The sequence below is a fragment of the Arcobacter caeni genome (genome assembly GCF_003063245.1).
In the GTDB taxonomy this organism is placed as follows: Bacteria; Campylobacterota; Campylobacteria; order Campylobacterales; family Arcobacteraceae; genus Aliarcobacter; species Aliarcobacter caeni.
This window is the reverse complement of sequence record NZ_MUXE01000003.1, coordinates 156792-177888: the sequence shown is the minus strand read 5'-3', so window position 1 is coordinate 177888 and position 21097 is coordinate 156792. Positions and strand designations below refer to the sequence as shown.

The following is a 21097-nucleotide window of genomic DNA, read 5'->3' as shown; positions in this document are numbered from 1 at the left end:
TTTGTTATTTTTGTTTTCTTATTTTTGATTTTTATTTATTTTATAAAATAAAATTACTTCTAAAAAAGCCTTAAATTAGGGGTTTTAATCATATTTATTTTCTTTTTGCTGTAAACGAATAGTTATTACAAGTGCAATAAATGCAAATCCTGAAAATAAAGAATTAAAAATACCAAAACTATCCCCTAATTGCCCTGTATTTTCAAGTGTTTTAATTGGGAAAACTAGATACAAGAAAATACTATAAATTATAATAATACTTAATGGTAATAAAAACCATAACCAATACTTTTTAAAAACTTCAGTCATTCAACACCCTCCACAATCTTAATTTCATCTTCCGTTAAATCATAAAGTCTATAAACCATTTGGTCGATTTCTTTGTCTGTTTTATTGATTTGTGATTGTAGTTCTTGGACTTCTTTTTTATCATTTTCAAAAAGAGCTTTCCAGTTGTTTTTGAAATTTCTTTCTTCTAGTTTGTCTGTGAATTTTAGTTTTATTGCTTTTGCGTATTCTTTTACAAAGTCATCAAATTCTAGTTCTTCGAAATTTTGTAGTTTCTTTGTTAGTTTTTCTAGTTTTAATTCATTGTGAAAGTTTTGTTTTGTTTCTTGGAGCTTTTTATTTAGTTCTAGCATTAAATCTGCTTTTTGGATAAATGGCTCTTTTATAATATTTGAAATATCAGGAATAGGAATACTTTCAAAAGCAAGTTTTGTGAGATTTGTATTAGACTCTCCAAAATATACATTATAAAAATGACTAATTAATGTTGAATTCAATATTGATAAAAAAAATCTAATATCAAGAGTTTCATCTATAATATTTACTAAGTTTGCATTTGGAAATACTATATAATAACTATTATCATAAGTTGCAAATATCTTATTTTTATTTTGTCCTACAATTCTTTGAAGAATTATTTTATTTGAAAAATGCCAATTTTTAGTTTTATTATCAATATTTTCTATATTTACATATTTTTCTACTTTATCTATATTATATCTATGAATATCTCTTCCTTCTATATATTTATGACATAGGTTTCCTATTTGAAAAATGTCTAATTCTTCTTTTACAAATATTCCTTTATCAATAACTTGTCCATTTATATTTGTTTTAGTAGGAATACTCATCCAACCTTTATGTAATTCTAAATAATTTCCAAATATTCTTTCATTTTTCAGTAATTTTATTAATACATCTGTTTGATTGATAATAATTTTATTATCAAAAAAAGTTTTTAAGTTATTTTGAGAAAATTCCTTTTCATTTATTTTTGCATTATTATCAATTAATAAACTTTTATTAATATTTTCTTTAGAAGCTATAGAAACTTTTGTAATCTGTGTATCTGATAATTTTGCTTTTTTTAATATTGAAATAGATGTTTCAGTATTAACATCTTCAAAAGGGAAAAATCTATACGGAAAATCTATTATTTCAATTATATGAGTATTATCAATTAAATATTTCCTAAGATTTTCAAAACTTTTACTTGTGTAATAAGAATTAGGTGTTATAAAACCTAATATTCCTCCATCATTTAGCTTGTACACTAAATTATCATATAGGAAAATTTCATATAAATCCATTTCGGATATTAATAGTTCTGAATATTTATCCCAAAAATAATCACGATAAAATTTATCTATTTGTTTTGTAGATACATACGGTGGATTCCCAATAACCACATCAAACCCACCATTTTCAAACACTTCTTTAAATTCTTCTTCCCATACAAAAGCATTATCTACAACAGATTTATCACTTATTAAACTATTACCACATTTTATTTTATCCGCAAGATTAGTTAAACATCTTCCTTTTTTAGCCGTTCTTAACCACAGCGATAATTTCGCTATTTCAACTGCGTCCTCATTTATATCTACACCATAAAGATTGTGTTCTAAAACACTTTCTTCAACTGTGTAAGATGCGAATAAATCGCCCATAAGTGCTAAATCATTTTGAAGTTGAGTATGTTCTTTGATTAAGTATTCTAAGGCTTGATTTAAAAATGCTCCACTTCCACACGCTGGGTCTAGGATTTTCAAATCGAATAACCAGTTTTTATATATTTCAAGATTCTCTTTTATTTGTTGTTCTGTTTTATTTAGTTTTTTTGGATTTTGTGGTGCTGTTACATTTGTGATATTTAGCTCTTCTCTTTTTTCACTACACATTTTTCCAAGAGTGTTTTCAACTATATATTTTGTGATGTATTCAGGTGTATAAAAAACTCCGTCTTTTTTTCTTTTTGATTTTGTTTTGTCAAAATCTACATTATCAATATTTGCTTGAAGTTCTTCAAGGTCTGTTAAACTTTGCTCAAAAATATGTCCTAAGATATTTACAGATATTTCACTATCAAAGTCATAATCACTTAGTTTTTGAGCTTCCATATCAAGGAAAGAATCATCTATTTTTAAACTATCAAGTTCAGTATCAAGGGCGAATAATCCACCGTTATATTTTGGAATATTTAGTTTTTCATTTCCCTCATTTATTGCTTTGAAATAAAATTTATAAATATCATAAAGTTTATAATCTGTGAATTTTTGAGCTTTAAACTCTTCTCTTATTTCTTTTATAGTATTCGCTGTTAAAAGTCCTCTATCTTCTGCAAATAAAATAAATATGATTCTATCACATAGTTTTTGAGTGAGTCGAAGAAGTGTTGATTTGTCTGTATTATCGTTGTTTTGTATGATGTTTTCAAACAAATGATTTCTAAATATTGAAAAATCTTTATATAGTTCTTTTGAGATTTGTGCTTCAAAATTTGCTGATTTTTCTTTGATTTTTAAGGGAATATTCTCGTTGATACTTTCAAATGATATTAATAAATGAAGTTTTTTAAACTCTTCATAAGTCAAAGAAAAAAGAGAAAATTTCTCATAAGCTGTTTTTTTATCTATATAAAATCTTAGTTCATCAAAGTTTGAAATAATAATATATTTAGAATTTGAGTGAGAAGCGTGATAGTTAAATGCTTGTGTTTCTATTTTGTCTAAATTTTTTGTATCTTGAGCTTTTAGTTCGATTACTCCAATGATTTTGCCATCTACATAAATAACACCATCCGCTTTTTTACCATCGGTTTCATTTTTCTTTTCTCGTTCAAGATTAAAATCTGAGGGATTTGTCATATCAAGTGTGTAACCTAAACAGTTTTCAAAAATATCTTTTAGAAATCCATCTTGATATTTTTCTTCTTTTACTGTTTTGATATATTCAACTTTTGCCAAATACTTTTGAAACTGCAACCATCTAAGAGCCACTAAACTCTCATCTTGAGAAAAACTTTTTAATACTGAACTTTGAAACATAGACATAAAAACTTAACCTTATAAAAAATAATTTACTGATATATTAGATTTTATCATATAAAATATTCCTTGCAAATAAACTTATTAGCAATTTCAAAAGGATTACAATGTTTAGAGTTTGGTTATTTATATATTTTGGTGTTTTTATTTGGTCACTTATTAATCCAAAAGATTTGTTTACTTGGTTTTTAGAAGTAACTCCAGCAATGATTGCTTTTGTTATTTTGGCTTTTACTTACAAAAGATTTAAACTTACACCTTTAGTTTATACGCTTATTTTAATTCATTGCATTATTTTAATGGTTGGTGGTCACTTTACTTATGCCCAAGTTCCTGCCTTTGATTTTATAAAAGAATTTTTTAATCAAGATAGAAATAACTACGATAAGTTGGGACATTTTGCACAAGGTTTTATTCCAGCTATGGTGGCAAGAGAGATTATCATAAGAAAAAGTATAATTACAATAGAAGTTTGGAGAAACTTTTTCATAATATGTTTTTGTCTTGGCTTTTCAGCATTTTATGAGCTTGTAGAGTGGTGGGTTGCCATTTTTTCAGGAGATGGTGCAGATGATTTTTTAGGAACACAAGGATATATTTGGGATACTCAAAGTGATATGGCTTGGGCTTTGATTGGTTCTATTTTGGCTTTGATTTTATTGCGAAATTATCACAATATTCAATTAACTAAGCTAAAAGGAAAATAAAAAGGGAATTTATTCCCCTTTTTTTAAAGTATAAATAGAATTTACAATTAAAGTAGCAATTATTATACTTCCACCAATAAATGTATAAGAACTAGGAACTTCATTTAAAAATATCCAAACCCAAATAGGTGCCATCATTGTTTCAATAATCATTAAAAGGCTTACTTCACTAGCACTTATATAAATCGCACCATTACCTATTAAAACCCTTGAAATCGGGCTTATTAATAATCCCATAGTCATTACAATTGTCAATGTTTTTAAATCAATTACCAAGTTTTCACAAAAAAATATTGATATACAACTCAGGGCTATTCCACTAAATGCTGTTAAAACAACCCTGTTCATCTCTTTATATTTTGATAAAATCACATAAGAAGTAGCAAAAAAAGCTGTACATAAAAGTGCATAAATATTCCCTTTAATACTTCCAATTTCTAGTTTGTCATTAAATATTATAAACAGGCCTACAAACATAAAAAATGATGCATAAATTATATTTTTCGAGATTTTTTCTCTATAAAATAAATATGCAAATAAAGCAGAAAAAAGTGCAGCTGTACTAAAAATAATTACCACATTCGCAACAGTCGTCGTTTTTACAGCTGTTATAAAAAAGATATTTGAAGTTCCCATTAAAGTAGCACAAACTATTAACATAGGAAAAGATGTTTTTAAAGCTTTTTGTATAAACTCTTTTTTCTTAAAAATTAAAGTTGAAGCCATAGAAACAAACATAAATATTCCTATATAAAATGAAAAAAGAAAAGGTGAAACAGTAGTAAATTTTATAAATAATGACTCTAAACTCATTATAAATACACCCAAAGATGTAAGAGCTAATCCTTTAGCGTTGTTTGTCAAAATGAAATCCTATGGAAAATTCTAAGGATGTAAAAACATCCTTAGTAAAAATAATTAAATATTATAGTAGTTTGCTTCTTTGTGAGTAACCACAATAGCACAAGTAGTTTGTTCTGGATGCATTTGGAAAGTTTCTGATAATTCTAGTCCAAACTCTTCTGGTTTTAATAAATCGAAAATATCTCTGTTCATTGATAAATCAGGACAAGCTGCAAATCCTGGAGAATATCTACAACCAACATATTGTTTCATTTGAACATCATTTAAAGTATGTCCTTCTTTTGGCACAATATCTAAATCAAGTCTAATTTGTTTATGTAAAACCTCAGCTAAAGCTTCTGCTAACTCAACTCCAAGTCCGTGAACTTGGTAATATTTTGCAAATTCACCTTTATCATATATGCTTCTTTCATAATCACTGATTTTAAGTCCAGCACTTGCAAGTGTAAACGCAATAACATCAAGTCTATCATTTGCAAAAAAATCAGCAATACATCTAAATGGTTTTCTCTTTTGTCGTGGAAACTCTAAAACTTTTATAGCTTCACTCAAAGGTGGTACATTTTTTGCTTCTTCTAAAGAATTGTATAAATATTTTTTATCAAAAATATAGATTTTATTATCCCATGAAATACAAGGAAAATATGCATATATCGCAATTGGTTCAAAAATATTTTTGTTTACTAATTCTGCTTTTAAAGCTTGATATGTAGGTTCAACTACATCTTCTTCATATTTTAAGAACTTAGCAGAATCTTGTTTTCCTCTTTTATATCCCCATCTTTGTCTAAATAAAACTCTATGATTTATCCATTTAAAAATAAGTTCTTTATCGAGTTGTTCACTTGTTCGTGCAACTCTATCCCATATTGGAGGAATAATAAATGTATTTTTTGTAGGAAGTGGAATCTCTTCATAAGGTGGAATTACAACCACTTCTTCTTCTACTCTATCACTTGTATCAATAATTTTTATTAAATCTGCTGGTAATGCTGTATTATTTGCATCACCTTTTTCGATTCTTTGCATAGAAATAACACCATCAAAAGCATCTCTACAATAAAAAATCGGTCCATCATAAAATGGTCGGCAATACTCATCAACAAAACTTTTAGTTAAAGCAGCACCACCTAAAAGAACAGGAATTTTTATTCCCATTTTTTGAAGTTCTTCAAGATTTTCTTTCATAACTGCTGTTGATTTTACAAGTAATCCACTCATTCCAAGAGCATGAGCATTGTGTTCTTGTAATTTGTCAACAAAAGTATCAAGACCAGCTTTTATTCCTACATTTACAACTTTAAATCCATTATTTGAAAGAATAATATCAACAAGATTTTTACCAACATCGTGAACATCACCTTTTACAGTTCCAATAATTAGCGTTGTTTCACTAGCTTTTTCTTCTTTTGGTAAATATGGATTTAAAGCATCAACCGTTGCTTTCATAGTTTCGGCACTTTGAAGTACAAATGGTAACTGCATTTGTCCACTTCCAAATAATTCCCCAATGATTTTCATACCATCAATAAGCCACTCATTTACGATTGTTTCAGGTGGAACGGTATGTCGTAATTCTTCAACTAAAGGTAAAAGTCTATCTTTGTCACCATCAAGTAAAAGCATTTGTACTTTTTCAAGTGCTGGCATATTTTGATACTCTTCATCTGTTTGTTCTTCTTGTGCTTCTACTGTTGAAAAATGTTCAATAAAAGCAAATAAAGGGTCACCATTTTCATGATTATTAAAAATCAAATTATCACAAGCTGTTCTATCTTCTGTACTTATTTTATTTAAGGGAATTATATGTTTTACATTTACAATAGCACTTGTTAATCCAGCTCTTACACAATGATCAAGATAAATAGAATTTAAATAAATTCTAGCTTTTTGATCAAGTCCAAAAGAGATATTTGAAAGCCCAAGAGTTGTTCCAGCTTCTGGATGTAAAATCTGAAACTCACGAATAGCTTCCATAGTTTCAACACCAGCTGTTCTATACTCATCATCTCCAGAACCTATTGTAAATGTAAGCATATCAAACACTAAATCAGCTGGATCAAATCCATGTCTATTTACACATAAATCAAAAATTCGCTCCGCAATTCTTAGTTTATCTTCTTTTGTTTTTGCCATTCCAACTTCATCAATTACAAGACAAACTAAAGCTGCTCCAAACTTCTTAGCTAGCTTACAAACAGCATCAAATTTTTCTTCACCATCTTCAAGGTTTACAGAGTTAATAATACATCTTCCACCTATTTGTTTAAGTGCAGCTTCAAGTGCGTATATTTGAGTAGAATCTGGCATCAAAGGAAGCGCAACTTTTTGAGAATAAAGTGCAGCAACCGCATCCATATCTTTTCTCTCATCACGACCTGCAAATCCAACAGAAACATCAATTACATGAGCACCAGCTCGCACTTGTTGTTGCCCAACACTTAGAGTTCCCTCATAATCATTTGCTTTTAATAATTCTCTAAAAGCTTTAGATCCAGTTGCATTTGAACGCTCACCAATTAAAAGTGGTGCTGGTTCTTGTTTTAATGGCATTGTTCCAAAAAGTGAAGCCAATGAAGCTTTTAAAAATCCACAAGGTTTTAAAGGAGTTATTCCCTCAACTGCTTTTGTTAAAGCAGCGATATGTTCAGGTGTTGTTCCACAACAACCACCTAAAAATGAAACTCCATTTATATTTAAAAACTCTTTTTGAAGTTCCACAAATTCATCAGGTCCCATTGGATAATAAGTTTTTCCACCTCTATTTTGAGGAAGTCCTGCATTTGCGTGAACTGATATTGGGAATTTACAAACTTCACTTAAAGTCTTAACATGTTTATGAACTTGTTTTGGTCCAGTTCCACAGTTAAATCCTAAAGATAAGATATTAAAAGGAGCCATAATAGCTGCAATCGTCATAGCATCCGTTCCAATTAGCATAGTTCCACTTAACTCAATAGTAACAGAAACCATAATAGGAATATGAGGAGCTGTATCTGTTAGAGCATGAAGTGCTGCTTTTATTTGAAGTGGATCTTGGCAAGTTTCAAGTAAGAATACATCAGTTCCACCATCTGCTAAACCTTGAGCCATAATTTTGTAACCCTCATACATATCATCATATTTGATATGTCCTAAACTAGGCAGTTTTGTTCCAGGGCCAATAGACCCTAAAACATATATTGGTTTTTCAGGCGTACTATATTTTAAAGCAGTTTTTTTTACAAGTTGTGCACCTAATTTTGATAACTCATATGAAGTTTCAGGAATATCATAATCCTCTAAAACCCAAGGCATTGAACCAAAAGTATTTGTACTTAATAAATCAGCACCAGCAAGGGCATATCTATTGTGAATATCTTCAAGGATATGGGGAGCTGTTAGATTTAAAAGTTCGTTACAACCTTCTAAGTCCTTACCCTCATATATCCACTGTTCTTTTTTAATATCTGCAATTTGAAGCTGTGTTCCCATCGCTCCATCTATTATTAAAACTCTGTTTTTTATTGTTTCTTTTAGTGTTTCTAACATTATTTTCTCTATATTCTTTTCGTATTTATTTTTGATATTTATTATTAGATAGTGTACTTTAATTCTTGTTAAAATTTGTTAATAGAAGTTTATAATTTCTGAATAACTACTCTAATAACACAAGCCTCACCTTGATGACCAATTCCCTCATTTAAAGTTACAAGCTCTTCTTTTAGCTCTTTTTTACAAGATAAAAAATGATTTTTGAAATCTTCAATAGTATATAAAAGCTCTAAATCTTTTGGTCCGCCACTAGTAAAATCTAGTTGTTTTGTAGAAAAAAATTCAGCAATAAAGTAAGCATTTGGATTTAAAGAATCTTCAATTTTCCTAAATAATTTTTCTCTTTCTTCTTTAAACATATGCAAATATGAAGCTACAATAACATCATATTTTTCACTTGTTTCCCAATGATTTAAATCCATACAAAAAGTTTTAACATTTAGATTTTCTTCTTTACTTCTCAATTCAAGTTTTGATAAACCTACATCAGAAGTATCAATGGCACTAACTTCAAAGCCATTTTTTGCAAAAAATATAGCGTTTCTGCCCTCACCCTCACCTAAACACAAAAGTTTTTTCTTATTTTTTATTAACTTTATTTTTGAAGCTAAAAATTCATTTGCTTTTGTTCCATAAAAATAATCAGCTTTTGAAAACTTCCCATTCCAAAATATTTGTTGGCTCATTTTTGTCCTTTATTCACTACAATCTGTTGTTACATTATCTATTAAAGTTATATACCATTTATTATCTATTTTTGTAATATAAAATATTAGGCTGTAAGGGATGGTTACTTCATAACTTGTTTGTTCAATAAAATCTGCTTTTTCAATCTCTTCTTTTTTAAATCTATTTGCTTGTAAGAGATTTGATTCTTCCATGATTTTTGTAATATATGGTATTGTTTGTGGATTTAAAAACACACCTTCTTTATCCCATCCGTATAAACTATCATCTAAGGGACTACAATTAAAAGTTACTTTTTCTATTTTTATTTCAAAAGAATCAATTTGATTATCTATATTTGAAATATTATTTTTTATTTCAAATATATTTCTATGTTCAAATTTTGTAACCTCATAGTAACCATTAATTGGATGAATATATTTGCTATTTAACAAAGCTAAATTATTTTGTTTTATCAACTGTAAAATTTCATTTATTTCATTTTTTAGATTTTGAGTTACTGGCTCTTTTTCATAAATTTTCTTTTGATTTACTTGTACTTGGCTGTTACTAACCGAACAAGCTGTTAAAAAAAGAGAAATACTCATAAAAATTAAAAAATTAAAAGCTCTTTTTAAAAACATCTTTTTTGTTTTCCTATTTTTTTCTTTTATATTACATTTATATCTCTTAAATAATTTATAATCCCATTCTTAAGAGTTTACTTTAATATTATCTTGGCTAGAATAATCATTAAAATTTAATTATTAGGAATTAATAAAATGACTGAGTCAAAATATATATGGATGGATGGAGAATTTGTAAATTGGAATGATGCAAAAGTACATGTATTAAGCCATACTCTTCATTATGGAAATGGTGCAATTGAAGGAACAAAAGCATACAAAACTGTTGATGGAAGATGTGCTATTTTCAAATTAAATGAACATACACAAAGATTATTAAACTCTTCAAAAATGACACTAATGAATGTACCTTTTACACTTGAAGAATTAAATAAGGCTCAAGTTGAATTATTGCAAAAAAATGAATTATTTGAGGGTGCTTATATAAGACCATTAGTATACTTAGGTTACGGAGTTATGGGATTATATCACAAAGATGCACCTGTACAAGTTTCAGTTTCTGCATGGGAATGGGGAGCTTATTTAGGAGAAGAAGGTCTTAAAAAAGGTGTAAGAGTAAAAATTTCATCATTTACAAGAACTCCAAATACTTCAGGTATGGGAAAAGCAAAAGCAGTTGCAAATTATCTAAATTCTCAAATGGCAAAATATGAAGCTGTTGAAGCTGGATATGATGAAGCATTATTAAGAGATGACCAAGGGTATATCGCAGAAGCTTCAGGTGCTTGTTTCTTTATTGTAAGAGATGGTGCATTAATCACTCCTCCAAATGATAATACTTTAGAATCAATTACACAAGCAACTGTTATTGAATTAGCTGCTGATTTAGGAATTCCAGTTATTAGAAGAAGAATTTCAAGAGAAGAAGTTTATATTGCTGATGAAGCATTTTTCACAGGAACAGCTGCTGAAATAACTCCAATTAGAGATGTAGATGCAAGAATTATTGGTTGTGGATCAAGAGGTCCAATCACAGAAAAAATACAATCAGCATACTTTGATGTAGTAGCTGGTAAAAACGAAAAGTATGTTAAGTATTTAACATATGTTAACTAATCTTAATTATTATTAGCTAACTAAATAATTAAATCAAGGGAAATTATGCCAATAGATAACGACTATTTTAAAAACAGACAACAGAATAACGGTGGTGGAAATAACAACAATAGTGGGGGAGGAAACTTTCAACCTCCATTTGAGACACCTGAATTTTTCAAAAATTTTGGTAAAAAAGCAGGAATGTTTTATGTGGTTATTATTGTTATTGCTGCACTTTTTATGTTTAAACCATTTGTAATTATTGAATCAGGACAAGTTGGGATTAAAGCAACAACAGGTAAATATGATGAAGTTCCATTAAATCCTGGTTTCCATTTTTATATGCCAGTTTTTCAAAAAGTTATAATTGTTGATACTAAAGTAAGACTTTTAAACTATAGAAGTATTGAAGAAATGAGTGGATTTGATGCAAGTATTAAAATAAATCCAGCAATTAGTGTTCTTGATTCAAGAGGTTTACCTGTTTCTATTGAACTTACAGTTCAATATAGACTTACAGCTTCAGGAGCACCTGCTACTATTGCTACATGGGGATTATCTTGGGAAGATAAGATAGTAAATCCAGTTGTAAGAAATGTTGTAAGAAATGTTGTTGGTGGATTCAATGCAGAAGAACTTCCAATGAAAAGAAATGAAATTGCTACAATGCTTGATAGTTTAATTAAACAACAAGTTACTGATTTAGCAGATGCATCTGTTACAGTTGAATCTGTTCAATTAAGAGAAATCGTACTTCCTGAGAAAATTAAAGAGCAGATTGAAAGAGTTCAAATTGCAAATCAAGAATCTGAAAGAGTAAGATACGAAGTTTTAAGAGCAAAACAAGAAGCTGAAAAAAGAGCTGCACAAGCAACTGGAGAAGCAGAAGCTAAAAGAATTGAAGCACAAGGTAGAGCTGATGCTGTAACTATTGAAGCAAAAGCACAAGCTGTTGCTAATAAATCTATAGCTGAATCTTTAACTCCTAGTTTATTAAATATGCAACAAATTGAAGTTCAAGGGAAATTCAACGAAGCATTAAGAGAAAACAAAGATGCAAAAATTTTCTTAACTCCTGGTGGTTCAACTCCAAATATTTGGGTTGATACAAAAGACAAATCAAGAGATGCTATTATAAGTAAATAAAAAGAAGTAGGAAACTACTTCTTTTAAAACCATGAGAAAAGTCTCTTTTTTATTAATCTTCATTTCTTCTCTAATCCTAACAAATACTGTTTCTGCAAAACAGGTAAAATCTGTTGTAATAATAAAACCTGAAATAAAATATGATGAAACTATTAAATATGAAGAAACTAAAGAATTTAGAAAAGAAGAAGAAAAAGCACATAAAGAAAAATATGATTTTGGATTTGATATGAATATTAATAAAGAAGAAAGAACTATCGATTACTGGAAAGTCGATGTTAAAACAAATTTTTAAAGGAAAAGATTATGGAACAACTGAATAAAATAGATTGGGAAAAGATGGATAATTTAATTCCAGTAATTACTCAAGATGCAACTACAAATGAAGTTTTAATGCTTGCATATATGAATCAAGAAGCACTTGAATTAACAATAAAAACTTCGTTTGCTCACTATTTCAGCAGAAGTAAACAAAGAATTTGGAAAAAAGGTGAAAGTTCAAATCACTTACAAGAAATAGTAGAAATTTTGATTGATTGTGATAATGATACATTACTTTTAAAAGTAAATCAATCAGGAGTTGCATGTCATACAGGAAGAAAATCTTGCTTTTTTACAAACCTTAATACAAATGAAACAATAAGTGATGTAGAAATAAATACAGCTAATGCTTATGGAATAATTGATACTTTATATCACACTATCCAAGAGAAAAAAAATGATGATCCAAGTAAATCATACACAGCAAAACTTCTTCAAGGCAAACAAAACTCTATGCTTAAAAAAATAGTTGAAGAATCAGGTGAGTTTACTTTTGCTATAAAAGATAACGATACTGATGAAATTATTTATGAAGCTGCTGATATAACATATCATGTTTTAGTAGCACTTGCATCTAAAAATATTAGTCCTGATAGAGTTAAACAAGAATTAGCTAGAAGATTTGGAATTTCTGGGATTGAAGAAAAAAACTCAAGAAGTGAAAAATAGTTAGAAAAAAGCCAAAAGGCTTTTTATCTAAATACTACTAGTGGCAACCACATCCAGTACCACAACTTTCATCACTCTTTTTTGGCTCTTCTTTTGGTTTAGCAGCCGTTGAGCATGCACTAACACCTGGAGGTGTTGTTGGTTGAATTGCTGAATTACTAATATTATCATCAACACTTTCTAAAAATGCAATTAATTTATCAGCAGCAATCATATATCTTTTTGCTGAAATAGATTCAGGATTAAAGTAAACAATAGGTTTTCCAATATCTCCACCCTCTCTAATAGCTGGTTCAATTGGTAAATTTGCTAATACTTGCGTATCATATTGAACTGCTAATGCTTCACAAGTTCCCATTCCAAAAATATCAGATTCTGTATTACAAGAAGGACAAATAAATCCACTCATATTTTCAACAATTCCAGCAACTGGAATATGAAGTTTTTTAAACATATCTAAAGATCTTCTTGAATCATCAAGGGCAACATGTTGAGGAGTTGTAACATTAATTCCAGCACTTACAGGTACACTTTGAGCCAATGTTAATTGAGCATCACCAGTTCCTGGAGGCATATCAATAAATAATATATCTAATTCTTCCCACAAAATATCTCTTAATAATTGTTGAATGGCTTTCATAATCATAGCCCCTCTCCAAATAAGAGCTTGACCTTCTTCCATTAGCATTCCCATAGACATAACATCAACACCATAAGCATTTAATGGTTTTGCTTTGTCTCCTACAACTTCTACTTCTTTACCATTTAAACCCATCATACGAGGGATATTTGGTCCATAAATGTCAGCATCAAGAATACCAACTTTTTTACCTTGCATTGCAGCTGCAACTGCTAAGTTTACAGTTGTAGTTGATTTCCCAACTCCACCTTTTCCAGAACTTACCATTACAATTTTTTTAATTTGTGGTGCAATATTTTTTCCACTTACACTATTACTTGATTGTTTTGCTTCTTGAGGTTTGTTAAAATTCAGAGTTAAATTCATTCCAATAGCACTTAAACAGGCATTGATTTCTTTTGTTAATTGAGCTTCAACTTCAGGAGCTGTAGATGTAATATCAAGTGAAACTAAACAATTTGTTCCATTTACTTGAATATCTTTTACAAATCCAAATTCAACAATTGATTTTGCAAAACCTGGATACTTAACATTTTCTAGTTCTTTTTTAATATCTTCAACATTTGCCATAGAAAAATCCTTTAATATTTATATTTTGAATATTATAATTAAAATAGGATAATTCTTGTCTTAATTGATAGCTATTAATCCTATTTTTATTAAATTTTAGTTTGCAATATCAAGCATTGCTTGACCGTGCTCTTTTACAATTTTTTGAGTTATTTTATATGAACAAAATTTTGGTCCACACATAGAACAAAACTCTGCTTCTTTAAATACATCTTGAGGAAGTGTTTCATCATGGTACTCTTTTGCTCTCTCCGGATCTAAACATAATTCAAATTGTCTATTCCAATCAAAACCATATCTAGCATCACTCATTTCATCATCAATATCTCTTGCACCTTTTCTTCCTCTTGCAATATCAGCCGAGTGTGCTGCAATTTTATATGCAATGATTCCATTTCTAACATCCTCAGCATTTGGTAAACCTAAATGCTCTTTTGGTGTTACATAACAAAGCATTGATGCTCCATGCCATCCACCAACAGCTGCACCAATAGCAGATGAAATATGATCATAACCAGCAGCAATATCAGTTGTAAGTGGTCCTAAGATATAAAAAGGAGCTTCATGACAATACTCTTTTTCAAGTTTCATATTTCTTTCAATTTGATTTAAAGGAACATGTCCTGGACCTTCAATCATAACTTGAACATTTTTTTCCCAAGCTCTTAAAGTTAATTCTCCAAGAACTTTTAATTCTCTCAATTGTGCTTCATCAGACGCATCAGCTAAACATCCAGGTCTTAATGAATCTCCTAAAGATAAAGAAACATCATATTTTGCACAAATATCTAAAATCTCATCAAATGCTTCATAAAATGGATTTTCTCTATGATAATGCATCATCCAAGCAGCCATTAAAGAACCACCTCTTGAAACTATTCCCATTTTTCTTTTTGCAACATGAGGCATAAATTCAAGTAAGAATCCAGCATGAATTGTAAAATATGAAACCCCTTGTTGAGCCTGTTTTTCAATAACTTTTAACATAACTTCAATAGATAAATCTTCAATTTTGTCTTTTACATCGTGTAAAATTTGATAAATAGGAACTGTTCCAATAGGCACAGTTGAGTGTTTTATTACAGCTGTTCTAATCATATCTAAGTCACCACCTGTACTTAAATCCATGATTGTATCAGCACCATATTTTAAACAAACATCAACTTTTTCTATTTCACCTTCAACATTTGAAGCAAGTGCAGAAGAACCAATGTTCGCGTTTATTTTGCATGAAGATGCAATTCCAATTGCCATTGGAACTAGATGTTTATGGTTAACATTTGCAGGGATTATTAATCTTCCTCTTTCAATCTCAGCTCGTATAAGCTCAGGTTCAAGTTTCTCAATTTTTGCCACATATTCCATATCTGGCGTAATAATTCCTTGTTTTGCATAATACATTTGAGTTCTAATTTTGTCGTTTTTATGATTGTCTAACCAAGTTCTCATTTTAAAATCCTATAGTTTATTATATTTGAAATGTAAATCGATTATAGCTAAAAATATTTAGAGAACCTTAATTCTTCCCTTATTTTTAAATTATTATTTGTATAAGTTTCTTTTCTATATAATAAAAGCAAATATACAATAGGAGTAGAAATGATTATTGATAAAAATTCTATAAACTCCGCTTCTTTTTCTTTTTATACAAATAAAGAATTAGAACAACAAGATTGTATAAAACAAATAGATTTCATATTAGAAAAATATAATATCTTAGAAAATGACAACCAACTAATAAGTTCTATTGAAAAAAACATCTTATATACTATTAATTACATCGAAACTTTATTTATAAAAAAAGAAAAAATTCCAGAAGATTTAGAAGATTTATTTTTAAAAAATCTTACATTTAAAGAAAATATAAATTTTTATATTGAAAAAAAGATTTTTAATATTAGAAAAAAAGACTCTATTTATTTTTTTAAAGACATTAATATTATTTTGCATATCTTAAGTATTGGAACAAATCAAAAGATTTTAGAGTCATATAATAACTACGATTTTGATGCGCTTTCCAATATATTTAGGTTTTATGAAACAAAATTACAAGAATTATTTTCAAAAGATGAAAAACTATTTTCTCTAACTTTTGATTCATACATTCTATTATTAAAAACAATTACATTAATATGTAGTTTTAATGCTATTGATTTTATTGAAAAAAAATCTATTCAATTTTTTATTGATTTAATGACAGAATCTATAAATATAATAAAATTTACTATTTTACTTGATAAAAATAAATTAAACAAACTAAATAACATTCAAGGAAAATATTTATATTACTTTTCTTATGACGATATTAAAATAGATATAAATAATTTAAAAACTACTTTTAAAAAATATTTATTAGTTCTTGAAAGATATGAAGATGGTTATATTTTATCAAAAGATAGTAATTTTGGAAATGAAAATATAGATTCTTTTGAATTTTTAATATTTAAAAAGAATTGTTCAGTTCTTATTTTAACGCTAATAAAAGATTTAAAATCTAATCTTGATGAAAATTTATATTTTGATTCAGAATATTTTCAAAAGATTTTAAGGTTTTATTATAAAAATTTTAGTTTATATCTCCCAAGTGAAGTGATTGCAACAAACCTAGAAGAGTTTCAAAATAATCTTTTAAATTCACTTTTAACTACTTATGAAGTACATAAAGATTTTATGAAAAAGCTTGATTATAATTCAGTTATTAATGATTTTATTTTTTCACAAGATAATTTAACAAGTACAAATATTGAGATAATTTTTCAACTTTTATATTTTGATGAAAATATTCCTATTTATAAGTATTATCATATTGCTCAAATACTTACACAATATAATCCTATAAAAAATGATTATCATGAATATTTTAAATTAGCAATTTTTGATTTATGTATAAATAAATCAATTAAATACAAATATAATTCAGAAATTGAAGATGTTTTGACTAAAATTCATGCCTATGTAAATGACTATAAAATAGCATCTCATTTATTATGCATTTATTCAAAAATATATTTAAGTATCTCTTTGTTTTATTCAACAAATCAAATTGATTTAGAAAAAGCAAAAAAATTATATGCTACTTTTATACAAATTAATGGTTTAGAAATTCTTTTAAATGAATATAATGAGCTAAATTCTAAGATTTTAAATAATATTCAACTCTCAACAGATTTGATTTTAGATGAATTTTTAAAAACTAAACATAAAAGTTTAGAAAACGAATTTTCAATAATAAAAAACAAAATTAAGCAGACTACTTTAATAGATGAGATTAAATCTTCTTTAGAAAGTTTTATTTCAAATAATATATTTCATGGATTGTGTCAAACTGAAATTTTTGAAACAACTCAAGAATTAACTACTTTAGAAACAGGTTTTGAAGATCATCAACTTATTTTATCAAGATATACGATTAGATTCATTTTTACAACTATATATAAAGCAAGTTTTTTATTAGTTTTAGAAGAAAATGAAGTTTTTATTAGAGAAAACATTTACAAAGTATTAGATAATTTTAAAGAAAAAGATACAAAATACAATCTTCTAATTAATGAAGATGATGAAATTAATATAAAGTATTGATATTTATGAAAAAAGATTTACTAGAAGAGATAAACTCTTTACCACAACTTCCATCAAGTGTAATTGAACTTGAAAAATATAAAAGTATTGGAAATAACGATATTAAAAAATTGATTTCTATTATTGAAGAAGATCCTTTAATGATAGTAACCATTTTAAAAATTGCAAACTCTAGTATGTTTGGATTTAAAAGTAGAATCGAGACTTTAAGTAGAGCAATAAACCTACTTGGAATTAATTTTACAATTTCAATTGCTATTGGCAGTGCAATTCAAAATACAATAAATAGCAATTTATTAGCATATGCTGTAAAAAATGAAGACTTTCTTTTTGTTAGTGCATTAGCAAGTAATATTGTAAACACTTGGGTTTCAAATATAAATCTTGATTTGAGAAATGAGTTACTTTTACCTGCATTTTTACAAGAAGTTGGCAAATTTATCATTTCAGAAGTAATCCAAAAAAATAGAAAATCCGAAGAATTTCTAATGGAATTAGAAGAGACTAAAGATACGACTTTTTGTGAAAAAGAGTTCCTAGGATATAGTTGTGCAAGAATTACTGCTAATATTTTTAAACAATGGAACATAAGCCCTAATATAATTATTCCTATTGCCTTTACAGAAAATATCGAATCTTGTCCTAATGAATTTAAAACAAAAGCTCAAATTTTAGAAATCATCAAAATCCTATGTGATATTCGTTATCCATTAAGTGATGAGAATATTCACAAAGCTTTAGAAAAAGTAAGTTTATATGGTTTTGATATTGAACATTTTGTAAACTCTATTGATGTCATAAAAGAGGTAATTAATCAAAATTCTTAACTTATGCATAAGTAAGTATATACTATAATTTGTAACTTTTTTACACAAAGGGGTTTTTGTTGTTAGATGTTACACTCATTGTTTTATGCGCGGGTAATTCTTCACGGTTTGAACATAAAACAAAAAAACAATGGATTAGAATAGAAAATATTCCTTTATGGCTAAGTGTCACTAAAAGATTAGCTTCATTTTCACAATTTGATAAAATCATTGTTGCTTCCCATGAAGATGAATTAAATTATATGAAAAATTTCACAGATGATTTTACTTTTGTAAAAGGTGGACAAACTAGACAAAAATCTATTTTAAACTGCTTAGAGTTTGTAACAACAAAATATGTAATGATAAGTGATGTAGCACGAGCTTGTATTCCCCAAAGTGTAATTAAAAATCTTTTAGATGAAAAAGAAAATGCAGATTGTATTGTTCCTGTTTTAAATGTGACTGATACAGTAATTTATGAAACAACTACGATAAATAGAGATGAAGTAAAATTAATCCAAACACCACAACTTTCCCTAACAAAAACTTTAAAAAATGCCTTAAATACTCAAATTGAATTCACAGATGAAAGTTCAGCTATAAAAGCAATAAATGGAACAATCAAATATATTCAAGGAAGTATTGAAAGCAAAAAACTAACTTTAGGAAATGAATTAGATGAACTTCCTTTAAAGTCACCATCAAACAATTTTTTTACAGGAACAGGTTTTGATATTCACGCCTTTGAAGATAACAAAGAGATGTTTTTAGGAGGAGTTAAACTTCCTTACGAATATGGATTTAAAGCTCACAGTGATGGAGATGTTTTAATTCACTCAATTATTGATGCACTTTTAGGTGCTTGTGGAGCTGGAGATATTGGAGAATTTTTCCCTGATACGGATGAAAAGTATAAAGGTATTGATTCAAAACTTTTATTAGAACATATTGTTAGATTTATTTACAATGTTGGTTATGAAATTGTAAATATAGATACAACAATTATCGCACAAAAACCAAAAATAAATCCATTTAAACATGAAATAAAAAGTTCATTAGCTGCGTTAATGAATATTGAAAAACAATTTATTAATGTAAAAGCAACAACTGCTGAAAAAATGGGATTTATAGGACGAGCAGAGGGAGTAGCTGTTCAAAGTATAGCTACACTGAAATATTATAATTGGAAGCAAAAATGAATATATTAATTATTGAAAATGAGATTTATCTAGCACAAAAAGTTGTGTCAAGATTGCTTGATGATGGACATAGTTGTGATTATATTGAATCACCAAATATTGATAATCTAACAAAAGATTACGACACTATTCTTTTATCAACATCATTGCCATCTGCTTTATGCAAAAATATTATAAAAAAATATTCAGAAAATTCAATTATACTGCTTTTAGTTTCTTATATTTCAGATGAAACGGTTACCAATCCTATTAAAGATGGTGCAAAAGATTATATTATGAAACCATTTATTATGGATGAATTAATTAGAAAAATTTATCACTATAAAGATTGCAGAAGTTTAAAAAGAGAGTTACAAACATTAAAAGAATATTTTGAATTTACAATGGCTGAAATTGATACAACAGATGTTTTATTGCCTCCGTCATTTCCAACTTTAATCGAATCTAATTCTCAAAAATTTGCAGATAAGTTAGTTTTTGAACTTTCACGAAAAATGGATTTACCTATTAATTTTGTCTCTTTGACTTCAACATCATGGCAAAAACAAGTAAATGTTATTCAAGGTAAATCAATCATTTATCTTACTGATTTTCATACTTTAAAAAAGAATGCAAAAGATACTGTTATAAAATTTATCGAAGACAAAAATTGTGTTGTTTCAACTTTAGAAACTGAATTAGAATTTCCGTATAGAAAAATAGAGTTTAATAATGAAAATCAACTGATCGGAAACTCAAATATTATGACAATAAATGATTATGTGAAAATGATGGTTGTTTCTTATCAAAATAAATATCCAGATACGGAACTATCAAAAAAACTAGGAATTTCAAGAAAATCTCTTTGGGAAAAACGAAAAAAACTAGATATTGAAAAGAAAAAATAAGGATAAATTATGAATTTAAGAAAATTCTTTTTAACAGTTGGATTTAGTGGATTAAGCCCAAAAGCACCAGGAACAGTGGGTTCATTTGTATCTTTGATTATTGGATTATTTTTACTTGAATTTTTGCATGTATCAACTCTATTTTTATTGTCTTTATTAATTACCGTAATTGCAATAAAACAAATTGATATTTATGAAAAAGAAGTAGGTATGCATGATGGGAAAGAGATTGTAATAGATGAATTAGCAGGAATGTGGATTACACTATCTATTTGCGGAATTAATAGTTCAAATATCTTATACATGGCACCAATAGCATTTTTATTTTTTAGATTATTTGATATTTGGAAACCATCATTTATAGGAAAAATCGACAGAGATGTAAAAGGTGGATTAGGTGTTATGGGTGATGATATTGTTGCCGGAATCGCAGCAGGAATCGCTAGTGCTGGAGTTTATCAGTTGATTTCTAAGTTTATATTATAA

At 27.8% G+C, this 21097-nt stretch carries 18 protein-coding genes; 10 read left to right on the top strand and 8 right to left on the bottom strand.

Features of this window, described 5'->3' with window-relative positions; genetic code table 11:
* Window positions 1-84: 84 nt before the first annotated feature.
* Window positions 85-309 carry a hypothetical protein gene (locus tag B0174_RS03355; protein ID WP_108558238.1) on the bottom strand — a complete coding sequence of 75 codons (225 nt, stop codon included), beginning with the start codon at window positions 307-309 and terminating at the stop codon, window positions 85-87.
* Complete coding sequence (locus B0174_RS03350; protein ID WP_108558237.1) at window positions 306-3341, bottom strand: Eco57I restriction-modification methylase domain-containing protein; 3036 nt, start codon at window positions 3339-3341, stop codon at window positions 306-308. The genes B0174_RS03355 and B0174_RS03350 overlap by 4 nt, the downstream gene beginning before the upstream one ends.
* A 101-nt stretch (window positions 3342-3442) precedes the next feature.
* Here B0174_RS03350 and B0174_RS03345 point away from each other — a divergent pair, with 101 nt between their 5' ends.
* Window positions 3443-4042 carry a DUF2238 domain-containing protein gene (locus B0174_RS03345; protein WP_108558236.1) on the top strand — a complete coding sequence of 200 codons (600 nt, stop codon included), beginning with the start codon at window positions 3443-3445 and terminating at the stop codon, window positions 4040-4042.
* 9 nt (window positions 4043-4051) lie between these two features.
* Here the strand turns inward: B0174_RS03345 and B0174_RS03340 are convergent, their stop codons facing one another.
* The 4 genes from B0174_RS03340 to B0174_RS03325 all read right to left on the bottom strand — a co-directional run bounded on the left by B0174_RS03340 (window position 4052) and on the right by B0174_RS03325 (window position 9750).
* On the bottom strand, window positions 4052-4906 hold the full coding sequence (locus B0174_RS03340; RefSeq protein ID WP_108558235.1) for a DMT family transporter: 855 nt from the start codon (window positions 4904-4906) through the stop codon (window positions 4052-4054).
* 54 nt (window positions 4907-4960) lie between these two features.
* On the bottom strand, window positions 4961-8437 hold the full coding sequence (gene metH / locus B0174_RS03335) for a methionine synthase (protein ID WP_108558234.1): 3477 nt from the start codon (window positions 8435-8437) through the stop codon (window positions 4961-4963).
* Between the two features lie 89 nt (window positions 8438-8526).
* The gene (locus B0174_RS03330; protein ID WP_108558233.1) at window positions 8527-9126 is read right to left on the bottom strand and encodes an SAM-dependent methyltransferase; all 600 of its coding nucleotides are present in this window, start codon (window positions 9124-9126) and stop codon (window positions 8527-8529) included.
* A gap of 9 nt (window positions 9127-9135) precedes the next feature.
* On the bottom strand, window positions 9136-9750 hold the full coding sequence (locus B0174_RS03325) for a hypothetical protein (RefSeq protein ID WP_108558232.1): 615 nt from the start codon (window positions 9748-9750) through the stop codon (window positions 9136-9138).
* Window positions 9751-9888: 138 nt separating this feature from the next.
* On the opposite strand from B0174_RS03325, the gene B0174_RS03320 reads away from it, so the two are divergent.
* The 4 genes from B0174_RS03320 to hisIE are packed head-to-tail and all read left to right on the top strand — an operon-like array spanning window position 9889 to window position 12927.
* On the top strand, window positions 9889-10809 hold the full coding sequence (locus B0174_RS03320; protein ID WP_108558231.1) for a branched-chain amino acid transaminase: 921 nt from the start codon (window positions 9889-9891) through the stop codon (window positions 10807-10809).
* A gap of 45 nt (window positions 10810-10854) precedes the next feature.
* The gene (locus B0174_RS03315; RefSeq protein ID WP_108558230.1) at window positions 10855-11937 is read left to right on the top strand and encodes an SPFH domain-containing protein; all 1083 of its coding nucleotides are present in this window, start codon (window positions 10855-10857) and stop codon (window positions 11935-11937) included.
* A 31-nt stretch (window positions 11938-11968) separates the two neighbouring features.
* Entirely contained in the window at window positions 11969-12232 is a 264-nt protein-coding gene (locus tag B0174_RS12160; RefSeq protein ID WP_133174786.1) for a hypothetical protein, read from the top strand.
* Window positions 12233-12243: 11 nt separating this feature from the next.
* Window positions 12244-12927, top strand: a complete 684-nt coding sequence (gene hisIE / locus B0174_RS03310; RefSeq protein ID WP_108558229.1) for a bifunctional phosphoribosyl-AMP cyclohydrolase/phosphoribosyl-ATP diphosphatase HisIE — start codon at window positions 12244-12246, stop codon at window positions 12925-12927.
* Between the two features lie 37 nt (window positions 12928-12964).
* Here hisIE and B0174_RS03305 read toward each other — a convergent pair whose 3' ends face one another.
* Window positions 12965-14137, bottom strand: coding sequence for an Mrp/NBP35 family ATP-binding protein (locus tag B0174_RS03305; protein WP_108558228.1), 1173 nt, complete (start codon window positions 14135-14137; stop codon window positions 12965-12967).
* Window positions 14138-14233: 96 nt separating this feature from the next.
* On the bottom strand, window positions 14234-15586 hold the full coding sequence (thiC, locus tag B0174_RS03300) for a phosphomethylpyrimidine synthase ThiC (protein ID WP_108558227.1): 1353 nt from the start codon (window positions 15584-15586) through the stop codon (window positions 14234-14236).
* 150 nt (window positions 15587-15736) lie between these two features.
* On the opposite strand from thiC, the gene B0174_RS03295 reads away from it, so the two are divergent.
* From B0174_RS03295 to B0174_RS03275, 5 genes are read left to right on the top strand one after another with little or no spacing between them, the layout of a single operon-like run.
* Window positions 15737-17716, top strand: a complete 1980-nt coding sequence (locus B0174_RS03295; protein WP_108558226.1) for a hypothetical protein — start codon at window positions 15737-15739, stop codon at window positions 17714-17716.
* Between the two features lie 5 nt (window positions 17717-17721).
* Window positions 17722-18543 carry an HDOD domain-containing protein gene (locus B0174_RS03290; RefSeq protein WP_108558225.1) on the top strand — a complete coding sequence of 274 codons (822 nt, stop codon included), beginning with the start codon at window positions 17722-17724 and terminating at the stop codon, window positions 18541-18543.
* Window positions 18544-18602: 59 nt separating this feature from the next.
* Window positions 18603-19724, top strand: coding sequence for a bifunctional 2-C-methyl-D-erythritol 4-phosphate cytidylyltransferase/2-C-methyl-D-erythritol 2,4-cyclodiphosphate synthase (locus B0174_RS03285; RefSeq protein WP_108558224.1), 1122 nt, complete (start codon window positions 18603-18605; stop codon window positions 19722-19724).
* A complete protein-coding gene (locus tag B0174_RS03280) occupies window positions 19721-20611 on the top strand; it encodes a DNA-binding transcriptional response regulator (protein ID WP_108558223.1) in 891 nt (296 codons plus the stop codon). The genes B0174_RS03285 and B0174_RS03280 overlap by 4 nt, the downstream gene beginning before the upstream one ends.
* Window positions 20612-20620: 9 nt before the next feature.
* Entirely contained in the window at window positions 20621-21097 is a 477-nt protein-coding gene (locus B0174_RS03275) for a phosphatidylglycerophosphatase A family protein (RefSeq protein WP_108558222.1), read from the top strand.

What these genes read in the sequence shown, in the direction of transcription:
- B0174_RS12160 (WP_133174786.1), top strand. Translation starts at nt 11,969, where the DNA reads ATGAGAAAAGTCTCTTTTTTATTAATCTTCATTTCTTCTCTAATCCTA.
- B0174_RS03290 (WP_108558225.1), top strand. Translation starts at nt 17,722, where the DNA reads ATGAAAAAAGATTTACTAGAAGAGATAAACTCTTTACCACAACTTCCA.
- B0174_RS03330 (WP_108558233.1), bottom strand. Translation starts at nt 9,126, where the DNA reads ATGAGCCAACAAATATTTTGGAATGGGAAGTTTTCAAAAGCTGATTAT.
- B0174_RS03350 (WP_108558237.1), bottom strand. Translation starts at nt 3,341, where the DNA reads ATGTCTATGTTTCAAAGTTCAGTATTAAAAAGTTTTTCTCAAGATGAG.
- metH (WP_108558234.1), bottom strand. Translation starts at nt 8,437, where the DNA reads ATGTTAGAAACACTAAAAGAAACAATAAAAAACAGAGTTTTAATAATA.
- B0174_RS03275 (WP_108558222.1), top strand. Translation starts at nt 20,621, where the DNA reads ATGAATTTAAGAAAATTCTTTTTAACAGTTGGATTTAGTGGATTAAGC.
- B0174_RS03355 (WP_108558238.1), bottom strand. Translation starts at nt 309, where the DNA reads ATGACTGAAGTTTTTAAAAAGTATTGGTTATGGTTTTTATTACCATTA.
- thiC (WP_108558227.1), bottom strand. Translation starts at nt 15,586, where the DNA reads ATGAGAACTTGGTTAGACAATCATAAAAACGACAAAATTAGAACTCAA.
- B0174_RS03325 (WP_108558232.1), bottom strand. Translation starts at nt 9,750, where the DNA reads ATGTTTTTAAAAAGAGCTTTTAATTTTTTAATTTTTATGAGTATTTCT.
- B0174_RS03345 (WP_108558236.1), top strand. Translation starts at nt 3,443, where the DNA reads ATGTTTAGAGTTTGGTTATTTATATATTTTGGTGTTTTTATTTGGTCA.
- B0174_RS03320 (WP_108558231.1), top strand. Translation starts at nt 9,889, where the DNA reads ATGACTGAGTCAAAATATATATGGATGGATGGAGAATTTGTAAATTGG.
- B0174_RS03315 (WP_108558230.1), top strand. Translation starts at nt 10,855, where the DNA reads ATGCCAATAGATAACGACTATTTTAAAAACAGACAACAGAATAACGGT.
- hisIE (WP_108558229.1), top strand. Translation starts at nt 12,244, where the DNA reads ATGGAACAACTGAATAAAATAGATTGGGAAAAGATGGATAATTTAATT.
- B0174_RS03305 (WP_108558228.1), bottom strand. Translation starts at nt 14,137, where the DNA reads ATGGCAAATGTTGAAGATATTAAAAAAGAACTAGAAAATGTTAAGTAT.
- B0174_RS03295 (WP_108558226.1), top strand. Translation starts at nt 15,737, where the DNA reads ATGATTATTGATAAAAATTCTATAAACTCCGCTTCTTTTTCTTTTTAT.
- B0174_RS03280 (WP_108558223.1), top strand. Translation starts at nt 19,721, where the DNA reads ATGAATATATTAATTATTGAAAATGAGATTTATCTAGCACAAAAAGTT.